This is a genomic window from Saccharopolyspora sp. NPDC050389, from assembly GCF_040655595.1.
Lineage (GTDB): Bacteria > Actinomycetota > Actinomycetes > Mycobacteriales > Pseudonocardiaceae > Saccharopolyspora.
The window spans coordinates 8,767-22,508 of record NZ_JBFAKG010000045.1 but is presented as its reverse complement, the minus strand read 5'-3'; the positions used below and the strand labels follow the sequence as shown (position 1 = coordinate 22,508).

8 protein-coding genes are annotated in these 13,742 nt (G+C 70.9%); 2 read left to right on the top strand and 6 right to left on the bottom strand.

Going from position 1 to position 13,742, the window contains the following annotated elements; genetic code table 11:
• Nucleotides 1-21: 21 nt before the first annotated feature.
• Nucleotides 22-2,973 carry an SMC family ATPase gene (locus AB0I53_RS27185; RefSeq protein WP_358608620.1) on the bottom strand — a complete coding sequence of 984 codons (2,952 nt, stop codon included), beginning with the start codon at nt 2,971-2,973 and terminating at the stop codon, nt 22-24.
• On the bottom strand, nt 2,970-4,154 hold the full coding sequence (locus AB0I53_RS27180; protein WP_358608617.1) for an exonuclease SbcCD subunit D: 1,185 nt from the start codon (nt 4,152-4,154) through the stop codon (nt 2,970-2,972). The genes AB0I53_RS27185 and AB0I53_RS27180 overlap by 4 nt, the downstream gene beginning before the upstream one ends.
• Nucleotides 4,155-4,417: 263 nt before the next feature.
• Between AB0I53_RS27180 and AB0I53_RS27175 the strand changes: the two genes are divergently transcribed.
• On the top strand, nt 4,418-5,404 hold the full coding sequence (locus AB0I53_RS27175; RefSeq protein WP_358608614.1) for a DNA recombination protein RmuC: 987 nt from the start codon (nt 4,418-4,420) through the stop codon (nt 5,402-5,404).
• 147 nt (nt 5,405-5,551) lie between these two features.
• Here the strand turns inward: AB0I53_RS27175 and AB0I53_RS27170 are convergent, their stop codons facing one another.
• The 3 genes from AB0I53_RS27170 to AB0I53_RS27160 all read right to left on the bottom strand — a co-directional run bounded on the left by AB0I53_RS27170 (nt 5,552) and on the right by AB0I53_RS27160 (nt 9,639).
• The gene (locus AB0I53_RS27170) at nt 5,552-6,490 is read right to left on the bottom strand and encodes an alpha/beta hydrolase (RefSeq protein ID WP_358608611.1); all 939 of its coding nucleotides are present in this window, start codon (nt 6,488-6,490) and stop codon (nt 5,552-5,554) included.
• An 80-nt stretch (nt 6,491-6,570) separates the two neighbouring features.
• Nucleotides 6,571-8,070 (bottom strand): FGGY-family carbohydrate kinase, encoded by a 1,500-nt coding sequence (locus AB0I53_RS27165; protein WP_358608608.1) that lies wholly within the window; start codon nt 8,068-8,070, stop codon nt 6,571-6,573.
• 153 nt (nt 8,071-8,223) lie between these two features.
• On the bottom strand, nt 8,224-9,639 hold the full coding sequence (locus AB0I53_RS27160) for an L-fucose/L-arabinose isomerase family protein (protein WP_358608605.1): 1,416 nt from the start codon (nt 9,637-9,639) through the stop codon (nt 8,224-8,226).
• A 237-nt stretch (nt 9,640-9,876) separates the two neighbouring features.
• Between AB0I53_RS27160 and AB0I53_RS27155 the strand changes: the two genes are divergently transcribed.
• Nucleotides 9,877-10,872, top strand: coding sequence for a LacI family DNA-binding transcriptional regulator (locus tag AB0I53_RS27155; protein WP_358608602.1), 996 nt, complete (start codon nt 9,877-9,879; stop codon nt 10,870-10,872).
• A gap of 85 nt (nt 10,873-10,957) precedes the next feature.
• Here AB0I53_RS27155 and AB0I53_RS27150 read toward each other — a convergent pair whose 3' ends face one another.
• A complete protein-coding gene (locus AB0I53_RS27150) occupies nt 10,958-13,306 on the bottom strand; it encodes a glycoside hydrolase family 172 protein (RefSeq protein WP_358608599.1) in 2,349 nt (782 codons plus the stop codon).
• Nucleotides 13,307-13,742 lie beyond the last annotated feature (436 nt).

The following is a 13,742-nucleotide window of genomic DNA, read 5'->3' as shown; positions in this document are numbered from 1 at the left end:
GGCGCCATGGGCCGTTCGGGATCAGGTTTGGAGTTCCAGGGTGGAGCCGTTGCGGGACTTGCGAACTCGGAGGCGCACCGAGATCCGCTGGCGCATCTCTTCGACGTGGGACACGAGGCCGACGACCCGGCCGCCGGCCCGCAGGTCGTCGAGGGTGTCCATCACCAGGTCGAGGGTGTCGGCATCGAGAGTTCCGAACCCCTCGTCGATGAACAACGTGTCCAGCAGCGCGCCGCCGGTCTCGGCGGCCACCACATCGGCCAGCCCGAGCGCCAGCGAAAGCGAAGCGAGGAACGACTCGCCGCCGGAAAGCGTCTTCGCGGGCCGGACCTTGCCGGAGTAGTCGTCGAGCACGTCCAAGCCGAGCCCGCCACGGGTGCCCCGCGCCCCGGCCGCATCGGAATGCACGAACGAGTACCGGCCGCCGCTCATCCGTTGCAGCCGCCGGGTGGCCGCGACGGCCACCTCCTCCAACCGCGCGGCCAGCACGTACGCGCGCAACGACATCTTCCGCGCGTTCTGCCCGCGTCCGTTGACCACGTCCGCCAACGCCTCCAGCTCGGCGTGCTCCGCCAACGCCGGCCCGAGCTCCGCCCACGCTCCGCGCAGCCGCTCCGCGAGCTGCGCGATGTCGCGCTGCCGCTGCTCGGCGCGATGCGCCAGCGCAGCTGAGCGCTCCGCCGCTTCGCGGGCTACGACGGCCGCCTCGGTGGCCTCTTCGAGGCCGACCTCGGCGTCTGCGTCTACGCCGAACAGCTCCGCGCTGGCCAGCGCCGCGCGGGCGCCTGCGGCACGTTCTTCGACCTCGGCGAGCGCCTTGGCGAGCTGGGCGATCCGGTCTTCGCCGCGTTCGGCGGCGAGCGCGGCTGCCGCGTCGTCGAAGCCTGCCGTGGTGGCGGCTTCGGCCAGGGCGGTTTCTTGTTCGACCAGGCGGTGTTCGGCGTCGTCCCTGGCCGTCCGGGCCGCTGCGAGTTGTTCGAGGCGGGCCGCGATGTCCAGCAGGTGCGCTCGCCGGTCGGCGATGCTCGGGAAGTCGGCGCGTCCTTCACACAGCCTGGCTTCGCGTTCGTCCACTGTGGTCGCGAGCGACGCCTGCTCGCTGCGGGCTGCCGCGACTCGGGTTCGCACCTTCGACAGCTGCTCGTTCAGGCGCTCGGTGGATTCTTCGAGCTCGGCCAGCTTCTTGTTGCGTTGCGGTAGTTGCGCGGCGGTGTTCTGGAGTGCGTCGCGTTCGGCTTTGAGCTCGGCGAGTTCGGCGGCGAGTTCCGCCTCGGTGTGATCGCCGAGGCGTTCTGCCAGGTTGTCGACGTGTTGCTGGGTCCGTTGCGCTTCTGCCGTGGCCTTTTCCCGGCGGGTGGCGGCGCGCTGTTCCTCGGTTTGGGCGTTGTCCTCGTCTTCGGCGCGCACCGGATCGTCGATCGGTTCGCCGGGCGCGGGGTGTTCCGCCGAGCCGCAGACCGGGCACGGTTCGCCGGGCGAGAGCCGGGCCGCGAGTTCGGCGGCCATCCCGGCGAGCCTGCGGGCTCGGAGATCTTGCAGCAGGTCGCGGGCCTGCTGGTGAGTGTCGATGGCCTGTTGCGCGCGGACCGTCGCCGCCGCGAGTTCCTTTTGCGCGCCAGGCATTTCCCGCGCGGTCCGCAGCAGCGCCGCGACCTCGGTGCCGCGCGCTTGCACGGTTTCCAGCCGCAGTTCGGCGTGCTTCGCCTCTTCGACCTGCTGCCTCGCGGTGCCGATGCGGTCGGGCAAGGTGGCCTGCTGCCCGACGAGCTCGGCTTCCAGGGTCTCGTCCGAGGCCAGCCGCTCGGCGAGGGACGTGAGCTTCTGGCGGTCGGTTTCCTGTTGCTGGGACTCGGGAATCAGGTGTGCGAGGCCACCCGCTTCCTCACGCCTGGTGCCCGCGAGCGAACGCAGTTCGTCCAGCGGCGCTTCGGCGTTCACCTCGCAACTCGCTGCCGCGGCGGCTACCGCGGCTCGTGCTTTGTCGCGTTCCTGCTCCGCCCGCAGTGCGGCATTGCGGGCCGCGAGCACCGGGACGGCACGTTGCGCCGCTTCCCGTTCCGCTCGCCAGGCGTCGTGCTGCTCCTGCTGTTCGCCGCTCCCCGCGAGGGTCGCGTTGGCCTGCCGGACCCGGCGGACCTTCTCGGCGAGCTCGCGACGCTCGGTCAGCTTCGCCTCGGCCGCCTCCCGCTCGCGCCGCAGGCGAGAGTGTTCGGCCCGCGTGCCCTCCATCTCGCGAACGGACACCTTTTCGATGTCCTCCAACCAGTTCCGCTCGTCCGCGTCGGCATCCGGCTCCGCGCCCGAGACCTGCGAGACGCGCGCGAGCAACTCGCGGACCCGCTGCGTCTGCTCCTCGAGCCCGCGCCCGCGCTCCCGGCGGCGTTCGACGAACCAGCGCTCGACCTCGCCGAACCGCTGGGTGCCGAACAGCTTCTCCAGCAGCTTCTCGCGCTCGGCGGTGTCCGAGCGCAGGAACTTGGCGAACTCGCCCTGCGGCAGCATCACGACCTGGAAGAACTGGTCGACCGTCATGCCCAGCAGGCGTTGCACCGTGCGCCCGACCTCGTCGATGCGCGTCAGGCCCTCCGGCGGCTGCTCGGTGGGCGCGCCGTCGATCCAGGTCAGCGAGGCCTTCGCCTGCTGCGTGGTGTGGCCGTCGCCGCGCTTCTTCGGCCGCTGGTACTCCGGGCTGCGCTCCAGCCGCAGCCGCTGCCCCTGCACCGTCAACTCCAGCACGACCTTGGTCACGGTGTCGGGATTCGCGGTGTCGCAGCGCAGCCGCTTGACCTCGCCGCGCGCGCCCGGCACCGAACCGTAGAGCGCGAAGGCGACCGCATCCAGCAGCGTCGTCTTGCCCGCGCCGGTGTCGCCGTGCAGCAGGAAGAGGCCGTCGCCGCCGAGCCGGTCGAAGTCCACCTCCTGGTGGTCGCGGTACGGGCCGAACGCGGTGACTTCCAGGCGGTGCAGCCTCATTTCGCCCCCTCCGCCGCGGCTACCGCGCGCAGCGCCTCGCTGAGCAGCGCGCGTTCGGAATCGTTCGGGTCGGCGCCCCGGCAGTCGGCCACGAACCTGGCGGCGAGTTCGTGGTCGTCGCGGCCGCGCACGATCTCGGCGTAGTGCAACGGCGCTGTCGCACGCCCGGTCGCCGGCCTCCACTCCAGGTGCACGGCATGCGGAAAGCGCTGCTGCAGCCGCCGCATCGCCTCCAGCGGGCGCACCTCGTCGGTGAGCGTCGCCGAGAGGTAGCACTCCTCCAGCGCGGCGTGTTCCGGCTCGGCGAGCAGGTCCTCCAGCAGTCCCTGGACCGTCGCCAGCCGCCGGGGCACCGGCAGTTCGCGCCGCTCGACGCCGGCCAGGCCGTCCTCGTCCAGATCGACCAGCCACACCGACTTCCGGTGCGCCGCTTCGGAGAACGAGTAAGCCAGCGGGCTGCCGGAATAACGCAGGTGCTCGGCGAGCCGCTGCGGGCCGTGCAGGTGCCCCAGCGCGACGTAGTCGACGCCGTCGAACACCGAGCCAGGCACCTGCTCGACGCCGCCGACGGCGATGGTGCGCTCCGACTCGCTGCTGTCGCCTCCGGTGACGAAGGCGTGCGCCAGCACCACCGAACGAGTCCCCTGTGGACGTCCGGCCAGTTCGGCGCGCACCCGGTTCATCGCTTCGGTGAGCACCGCCGTGTGGCCGCGCGATTCGATCTCGGCGCTGGCCCCGGGCACGTCGGCGCAGGCCTGCAGGGCGTGGCGTGCCGGGTCCGGTTCGAGGTACGGGATGCCGTAGAAGGCGACCGGGCCGTGCCGGTCGTCGATCACCACCGGCTCGTGCAGCCGGGCGATCTGGGTGCGCAGGTGCAGGCCGCCGGCCGCGGCGAACTCGGCGAACGCGCCGACGCGTGCGGCGGAGTCGTGGTTGCCCGAGGTGACCACCAGCTGGGCGCCCGCTTCGCGAATCCTGCCGAGCACCCGGACGCAGGTCTGCACCGCCTCGCCCGACGGCACCGCGCGGTCGTAGAGATCGCCGGCGACCACCACGACGTCGACCTGCTCCTCGACGACCAGGTCGGCCAGCCCGCCCAGGACGGCCTCCTGATCTCCGAGCAGGTCTCGGCCGTGGAACGTCCGTCCCACGTGCCAGTCGGAGGTGTGCAGCACTCGCATGAACCCCAAGCTATCGACGCCCCCGCCGGGCGTCGCAGACCCCCCACGTCGCTTCGGCGTGTCGTGCACCCTGCGACCGCTTTCCGCAGGTCATCGCCCGTGCGCGTTTTGTGCTGCTATGGCGACACAAAACGCGCACGGCACCTGACCAGTGGAAACGAACCCGGCGACCGGTGTCGCGTCCATGGCGTGGCTGTGCGTGATGTTGTCGGGCCGGTCCGCCATCATTTGAGCTGCCACGGCCACTACCGGACGGAGCTCATGTGGGTACCGGCGTCCTGATCACCATCGTCGTCGTGCTGACGCTGTTGTTCGCGGCAGCGCTGATGCTGATCTGGCGGCTGTACACGGACAGTGCACGCCGAGCCGACGAAGCGCTGCGCATGGTCGAGGCCGAGCGCGCCCGCACCGCCGAGCAGCAGGCCGCGCTGCGGCGCTACGAAGTCGCGTTCGCGTCCATCACCGGCCGCGGCGAGCTCGGCGAGCAGGTGCTCGTGGAGACCGCGCGGTCGCTGGGGCTGCGCGAAGGCATCCACTTCACGCTGCAGACCGACCTCGCCGGCGGCGGCTCCGCGCGCCCCGACATGGTGCTGTCCGTCGGCGGCGGGCGGCAGGTCCCGGTGGACGCAAAGGCGAGCCTGGCGGTGTGGGCCGAGGCGATGGAGACCGACGACCCGGAAGAACGCACCGACGCCCTGCGGGTGCACGTCCGCAACATCCGCTCCCGCGCCACCGAACTCGCGGGCAAGGGCTACCAGAAGTGGGCCGACGCGATCTACGGCTCGATCATGTTCGTGCCGTCCGACGCCGCCGTGATCGCCGCACTCGACACCGACCCGCAGCTGCTCACCTGGCTGCTGGGCAAGCGGGTTTTCCTCTGCGGGCCGACCGGATTCGCGGTGCTGGCATCGGCGTCGATGTTCGCCGCGACGGAACGCACGATCGCCGAGGACATCGAGCAGGTGCGCGCCCACTCGGTCCGCGCCCAGCGCGCGGCGTCCAACGCGGTGGAAGCGGTGAACCTCTCCAGCACGCACCTGCAGCGCTTCGTCTCGGCCCGCCGCCGCGAACTCGACGCGCTGGAGTCGTTCCGCAGCACGGTCCAGCCGCTGGCCGAAGCCGCGGGCTCCGGCGACGTCGGAACCATCCGCCAAGACGAAGACGGCCTGGTCAACGGCTCGCTCCCGGCGCGGGAAGGACTCGATACGCCTCAGCAGCTCGTCGGTGACCGGGAAACCGAGCGGTTCTGAGCCGACGCACCGCTTCGGCACGCACACCCTCGACCTAGAGCTAGATCGAGCTTCCGAACCATCCATCTCGGCAGGTGAGGGCACATTCCCCCGCTCCGCCGCGATTGACGGAAGCCGGAACGGGAACTCCGCTGTGCGGAAGGACGGTCAGACGTGGGTTTCGACGAAGGCCGCGACCGTGTCGACGATCAGCGTGTTGTGCGGGCCCCGGCCGAAGCCGTGGTCCAGGCCCTCGTAGGGGTGCATCTCCACCGTGACGCCCAGCTTGCGCAGGTCCCGCGCGAAGTCGAGGCTCTGGTCGATCGGGACCAGCGAATCCGCCGTGCCCTGCTGGATCAGGAACGGCGGCTCGTCCCCGGAGATGTTCTTGATCGGGCTCGCCGACTCGGCCCTCGCCGGGCACTCCACCGGCATGCACCCGAGCAGCTGCTTGATCACCCTCCGCGCGTACTCCTGCATCTGCGGGTGCGCCGCCTCGGCCTCGGCGCTCATGTCGGCCGGCCCGAACCAGTCCACCACCGCCCGGACACCGGTCAGCCCGCCGCCCGGCTTCGCCGGATCTCCGGCCAGCGCGCCCAGCTGGGACACCAGGTGGCCGCCCGCCGAGGCTCCCCAGAGCCCGACCCGGCCGGCGTCCAACTGCCACTCCCCGGCCCGCTGCTGCAGCCAGCGCACGGCATCCGCCACGTCGATCACCTGCGCCGGGTACTGCGCCGCTCCGGTCAGCCGGTAGTCCACTGTTGCCACTGCGTAGCCGTGCTCCAGCAGGCGCTGCGCCGTCAGCGCCTCCGGCGCCCCGGGATCGGCGTCCAACGTGCGAACACCGGCGTCCCAGCCGCCGCCGTGCACGTACACGATCAGCGGGGTCGGCGTCTCGCGCTTCGCGGGCAGGAACAGATCCAGCTTCAGCGCGCCGGTGTCGCGCTGCGCGTACACCTGGTCGCGCTGCACGCTGGCCGCGCCGAGGTCGCGGCCGGCAGCATCGATCGGTGGCGCTTCGTCCGCATCCGACTCCCGTGAGCAACCGGCCGCGACCAACGTCGCCAAGGCGAAACAGGCCGCCAAGACACGCCGAGTCACCGCCATCCGCCCCGCGCCTCCCCGATCTCGTGACAGCTCACCCGAATGCCTGAGCTTAACAAGATCAGCGGCGCGTCATTCGGTGATCAGTCACGCTCATCCGCGGCGCGCTGCTCACCTGCCAAGAAGTGCGCGATCCGCACCGTGGAGTCGTAGAGGTCCCGGTAGTGGCCGAAGTACGCGTCGTAGCGCTCGGTGTGCTCGGGGTTCGGCCGGACGGTCCGCGTCACCGGGTTCCAGCCGTCCGGGTCGACGGCGGTGCCGGTGCCGACGCCTGCGAGCAGCGCGTCGCCGTACGCCGCGCCGACCGTCTCGGCCGGGATCTGCTGCTCCTGACCGGTGATGTCGGAAACGATCTGCGTCCACAACCCACCCTGGGTGCCGCCGCCGACGGCGACCAGCCGCCGGGCCGTGCCGCCTGCCTCGCCCATCGCCGCCAGGTTGTGGCGGACCCCGAAACCGATGCCCTCCAGCGCGGCCCGGTACAGCTCTGCGCGGCCGTGGCTGGTCGTCAGCCCGGCCAGGATGCCGCGCGCGTCCGGATCGAAGATCGGCGTCCGCTCCCCGGCGAAGTACGGCAGCAGCAGCAACCCGCGGCTGCCCGCGGGCACCTTGCTCGCTTCCTCGACGAGCTGGGCGAAATCGCCGTCGACGAGACCGCGCAGCCACTGCGTCACCGCGCCCGAGGTCGCCATCCCGGCGGCGAGCGTGTACGTGTCGGGGAACGCCCCGCAGGTGCCCCAAAGCGCCTCGTGCGGCTGCAGATCGGTGAGCACCTGGACGAAGAACATCGTGGTGCCGTACATCAGCATCACGTCGCCCGGCTCCCGCACGCCGACGCTGGTGGCCTCGGCCCAGGCGTCCACGGTGCCCGCGGTGACCGGGAGCCCTTCCGGCAGCCCGGTTTCGGCCGCCGCCTGCGCGGTGACCCGCCCGACGACCTCGGTCGGCCACGCCAGCTCCGGCAGCGGCAGCCCGGGCGCGACCCGCCGGGCCCAGTCCGCCGACCAGTCGCGGGCCCGCAGGTCGTAGAGCGGATCGCACTGGCTGGCCGAGTGGTGGTCGAGCACGTACCGGCCGGTCAGCCGGTGCACCAGGTAGGAGCTGCACATCAGCAGCATCTCGGTGCGCTGGTAGATCTCCGGCTCGTGCTTGGCCAGCCAGCGGATCTTCGGCCCGACGGCCTGGCTGGACAGCGCCGAGCCGCCCCGGCGCTGGATCTCGTCCGCCCCGAACTCCTCGGTGAGCTCCGCGATCTCCTCGGTCGCGCGGGTGTCCACGCCGTAGAGGATGGCCGGCCGCAGGGGCTTTCCGTCGCCGTCGGTGGGCAGCAGCACGGGCCCGATGCCGCTGACGCCGAGACCGGCGATCTCCCGGCCCTCGGCGGCGGGCACCAGCTCCCGGGCCAACTCCAGGAAGTCCGCCCACCACACGGCTTCCGCGTCGTGCTCCACCCAGCCCGGATGCGGGTGGGAGGTCTCGTGCGGCCGGCTGGCACGGGCGATGATCCGCCCATCGGTGCCGACCAGCACCCCCTTCGAGCTCGCCGTGCCGATGTCGATCCCGAGCAACAACTTCTCGGCCACTGCGCAACTACCTCCTCGTCACCCGGACATGTGCCGCGCCGATCGTCCGCCATCCGGAGAAGAGCGAGCGGCGATTTCGCGCGAAATCGCCGCTCCCCGTGCGTGCCGGATGGCGATTTCGCGCGAAATCGCCATCCAACACCGTAGATCCGATCAGCCCCGGGTCCACTCGTCGAGGCGGACGTCCAGTTGATCAGCGACCGCCCGCAGGGCTGCTCGGTGGTCGCCGGGCACCGCGTGGATGTGGTTCGCGCCGAACTTCGACAGGAACAGCTCGCCCGGCGCGTCCAGCCGTGCGAAGGCGTGCGGCCACTCCGGCGTCGACTGCTCCACCAGTTTCTGGTTGGTCTCGTCGTCGTACGCCTCGAACTCGCCGAGCATCAGCTGCAGGCGGTACTCGCCGTCGTCGCGGGTCAACCGGCCCAGCGTCATCTGCCCCGGCGCCGCGATGTGCTGCACCGACGCGCCACCGGCCGGGAAGAAGAACACCTCCGGATAGAAGTTGACCTTCGCCAGGTTCTCCGCCGGGTCGTCGCTGCGGGCGGCGTACCAGGTGGCGTGCTGGCCGGAGTTGCAGAGGTCCCAGATGTCCCGGTCGGCGTGGTAGTGCCGCACGTCGGCGAACAGCACCGGAGTGCGGGCCACCGCCTTGAACAGCTGCATGGTCAGCGCGCCGTCCATGTCCGCCTCGGTGGCGCACACGTGCGGTTCCTTCGGCCCGTTCCAGTCGTACGGGTCATTCAGGAACGCCTCGGTGACGTCCATGGTCGCGAAGTTCTCGGTCAGCTCCGGCTGCGCCTTGATGCCGGAGAAGTCCAGGTTGCGCTCCGCGATGATGTCCCGGATCGCCTGGTAGGAGCGGATCTGCCGTTCAAGCAGCTCCGGCGTCAGCTTCTTGCCGTCGTAGTGCACGCCGGCCGCGTGCTGCTCGATCCACTCGCGCGCCTTCCGCGCCTCGGCGGCGTCCGCCTTGCCGGCGCGCAGGACCAGCTCGTACTGGTCGATCTCCTCCACGTCGATGCCGAACTTGCGCATCCACTGGTCGGTGTTGGCCACCGCCGTGTTCATGCCCATCGGCCGCCCGCCGAACCGGCCGAACGTCGACCCGTGCAGCGACCGCACCGCCGCGGACGCCGTGGCGTGCACGCCGATCTTCTCGGCCAGCTCGGCGTCGTCCGGCGCGCCCCAGGCACGCGTGTGGCGGCGGCCGATCTGGTCCAGCGCGCCGCCCGCGGCGAGCATGCCGACCAGGCCCGGCTCGGTCGGGTCCGTGCTGGCCACCAGCACCAGCGGGCTGCGGGTGGCATCCGCGGCGAGCATGGTGAAGTGCGGGAACGCCCACACCGAGTAGTAGAAGACGGTGACGTCGACGTCGGCCGCGGCGACCTTGCGGGATACCGAGGTGGCGAGCGTGTTGGTGGCGACCAGGTCGTCGCCGACCACCACGTCGTGCCCGGCGGCTTGCAGCGACCGGACCAGGGAATCCTGTTTGGACTGGATGAAATCCGCGACGCGGGCGTGGACGTGGTCACGACCGTCGGAAATGCTGACGACGCCGATGCGAGCCACAGTTCCTCCCAAGTTCACTGACAGGCGGCGTTGACTGCTGGAGAACCGGCGGCGAGGAGCACGTCGGTGGCGCCACCGGTGAACTCCCTGCGGATCGCCTGACCGGGAAAGCTCGCCGCTTGAGTTGCCGAAGAGACTAGCGAGCAATCGTTTTCTCGGACGCTATTCTGGCATGACACGGGCTGTCAAGGCAGGTAGCCCGCCATCACTCGGCTAGCGGGCACACGAGGAGGAGCCGTGGCGACCATCAGTGACGTGGCAACCCGCGCCGGGGTGTCCACTGCGACCGTTTCGCGTGCACTCAACGGCAAGAGCACCGTCGATCCGGCGCTGGCCGCGCGGGTGCTCGCGGCCGCCGCGGAGCTCGGATACCGGCCCAACGGCCCGGCCCGAAACCTGCGCAAGCAGGAGACAGCAGTGCTGGCCCTGATCATCTCCGACGTGGAGAACCCGTTCTTCACCGCGATCGCTCGCGGCGTCGAGGACGTGGCGCACGCCGCGGGCTACTCGGTGGTGCTGTGCAACTCCGACGACGAGCCGGACAAGGAGCGCGAGTACGTCGACGTCGCCCTGCAGGAACGGGTGGCCGGTGTGCTGCTGTCACCGACGGGGCGCGGCGACAGCGCCGAACTGCTGAGCCGCAACAACACGCCTGTGGTGGCGGTGGACCGACCGCTGCCGAACTCGCCCGGCGACACGGTGCTGGTCGACAGCAGGCTCGCCGCCGAGGAAGCGACCGTGCACCTGGCGGAGCAGGGCTACCGGCGGATCGGCTGCCTCACCGGCCCCAGCGGCGTGCTGACCGCGGACGACCGGCTCGCCGGCTACCGCGACGGGCTGCGCGCGGCGAAGCTGCCGGCCTCGGCGGCGCTGGTGCGGCGCTCGGCGTTCAAGGCGGCCGGGGCGAAGCAGGCGGCGCGACCGCTGCTGACCCAGGACGATCCGCCGGACGCGGTCCTCGTGGCCAACAGCATGATGGCGGTCGGCGTGCTGGAGACGTGCGCCGAACTGGGCCTGCGCCCTGGCCGGGACATCGGCGTGGTCGCCTTCGACGACACGCCGTGGGCGACGCTGCTCGACCCGCCGCTGACGGTCGTCGCCCAGCCCGCCTACGACATGGGCGCGGTCGGCGCGCAGCTGCTGCTGGACCGGATCAGCGGGGATCGCACCGACACGACCACCACCACCCTGTCGGCGCACCTCGTCACCCGGGGCAGCAGCACCCGCCCGTGACGCCAGGCGAAAGAGCGAACGGACCATTCGCCTCGACAGGAGGCGTGAATGGCCCGTTCGCTCGGTCCCGCCGGTCGGGCGGGGATCAGTCGTTGCGCTGGTGTTGGCGGACGACCTCGTCCACCACCTGCTGGATGTCCGCCGGCCGTTCGCCGTCGTCCTGGCCGGTGGTTTCCGGCGTGCCCACCTCCGGAGTCCCGGGCTCCGGAGGAGCGGTCGAAGACGGCGGCGAGCTGGTCTCCGGCGGCGATGACGGTGAAGCGGGCTGCGTCTCCGGCGGCCGGTTTGGCGCCGGCGGGGCGATCGGCAGCTGGCGGCCCGGCACGCGACCGCCGTACCAGTACGTCGTCGAGCTGTAGTCGCCCGGCTCGTCGTTGACCGGCCCGTGCTCGATGCCCGCCCGCAGACCGGTGCGGAACGGCACCGCGTCGTTGATCATGATCCGGTAGGCGCCGGTGCAGTCGAACTGGCAGCCGTCGGCGCCGATCTCGTGCGACGGATTGCCGACCTGCGGCATCGAGAACGTGGTGCCGTCCCGGAAGTACCAACCGGACTCGTAGAAGTCCTCGGTTCCGGTGCCGTGCCACGCCGGCTCCGCGGCCCCGTCGACGTAGAACCGCTCGTCGCCCTCCAGGTAGTTGCGCTGGTTCACAGCCGCGTGCGTGCCGAGGGAGTGCGGTTGGTTGTCGCGCACCGCCGCGCCCGGCGGGATCAGCCCGCGCATGGTGTGCGTGACGCCGTAGAAGGTGCCCGCGCCGCCGGTGTTCAGGAACGTCCAGTCCCTACCGGGCACGGTGTTCCCCCGCAGGTGGGTGGCGTGGAAGTACCCGGTGTTGCCGTCCACCGGCGCCGGCGCACTGGTGACCTCGGCGGTCGCGCCGGTGATCGGCACACCGCCGCCGTTGACCACCTCGACCACCGCGTTCTGCGCGAACGGCATCGGCCACCAGGACGTGTACCAGCCGTCCAGCCCCGGGTCGACCGAGGTCATCAGGCTGCGCACGTCGTACTCTCCGAGCCCGGTGCCGAAGAACTCGCCGATCGGGGCGTCCACAGTGGTCTGCCTGTCGAAGGTGATGCGGATCCGGGCGGTGGCCAGCAGCTCGTCGGAGGCCGCGACCTGGCCGGGATCGTTGGGGTAGCGGGCGATGAGCTTGGACCGGGCGAAGACCTCGTTGTCGATGCGGTAGCCGTGCGCGCTCTGCTCACCGGGGTGGTCCGGCCCGAGGTCGAGCACGTCGGTGCGCACCCACTCGCCGCCGACCTTGCTGTGCACGTCGTAGCGGAACTCGTTGACGTCCAAGGCGGACGACACGAAGCGGGTGGAGACCTGCACCTCGGACTTGCCTGCCGTCAGCTCGGCGGGCACCTCGAGGAACTCCACGCCCCACTGGCCGGGCCGGGCCGGGCCGCTGCGCCACTGGCCGACCGGCCGGCCGTCGACGAAGACGTCGGCGACCTGGTCGGCGATCTGCGCGTCGTACCGCCGGATCAGCCGGATGCCCTGGTTGTTCGGGTCCACGCGCATGGTGAACCGGCTGCCGCCGGCCTGCCCGTATGCGTAGCCGTCGTCGACCGCCTGCGGGCTGCCCACCGCCTGCGGCAGCCGTACCCGGAGCTGGGAGATCTGCTGCGGCCCGGTGAGCCGGGCGATCGTGGTCGAGGAACCCGGCGTCAGGTCGAAGTCCTTGCGGGTCGGGGTGGCGCCGGAGGCGGCGGGCTTCGGGTCGGCGACGCCGAAGCGGCGCAACCGGTCGAGCACGTCGCCGGCGGACTCGCGGGGATTGAAGGTCTTCACGCCGTCGGCGTTGGGAAACGCCCGGTAGGAGACGTGGTAGAAGTACGGGTTGTGCTGGACGGTCACCCGCATCGAATTGCGGTACGGCATCGGCACCTTGATGGCGACGCCGCCGGCGGCGTCGCCGGCGCTGGCCACCAGCGGCCACGTGAACGGCGCGCCCACCCGCCCGGCGACCACGTCGATCAACGGCGCGTTCAGGATCACCCGGCCGTCGAGTTCGATCACGATGTTGCCGGTGCCCGTGACGTCGCCCCAGGGTTCGCGGGTCGACCAGATGGACGTGATCTCGCCCGCGCCGTCGTGTTCGGCGACAACGCAACCGCGGTCGGTGATCCGCAGGCAGGAATAGGTGCCCCGGAATCCGTCGTTGTTCCCACCGGTGCGGTCGAAGCTGGAGGCTTGGAACGACTTCTCGTCCCCGCGCATCTGGGCCATCGCGCCGAGATTCCGGTACGTGTCCCAGCCGACCGGTCCCCTCGCCGGCGCCGCCGGCTGCGCATCCGCGCGGACCGAGCCGAGTCCGGCATCCGCGACCACGGCGGCCGCAGCCAGCGAAGCGATTCCGAGGTAGGCACCGAGCCGGCGGGCGCGCCGACGACCAATTCCCGGCGGCGTTGCTGAGCGATCTCTCATCGTGCTCGCCCCTCCCCGCGCGCCACTATCCACTGCGGACGGTGGCGGACGCTGTTTCCGATGGTGGTGCGCGACTGAATGGATTTTCGTCCGGCTCCGAGGTGCAAGATCACTCGCGCCTTGAGCGCAGCGTAAGAAGGAGATCTCCGCGAAGCCAACCGATATGGGCGTGTCGAAGAATCCGCGATGCGAATTCACTCGATAAGATGGTTGCCGGATCGGCAGGCTCCGACAACCACCATCCAGGTGTATTGGGATTTACACGAGAAAAGTCTTACCAACAACGGAATTGTTCAGAGAGCGCGATCATTCGCAATAGCGGTGGGGCTTGGCGTGAGCACGCAGTCGTGAGTGGTCGTGGCCGCCCCGGCGACCACGACCACCCAGCGCCGCGTGCGGATCGTCGTCGACAACGTCACCGCGATGACGCGACTGC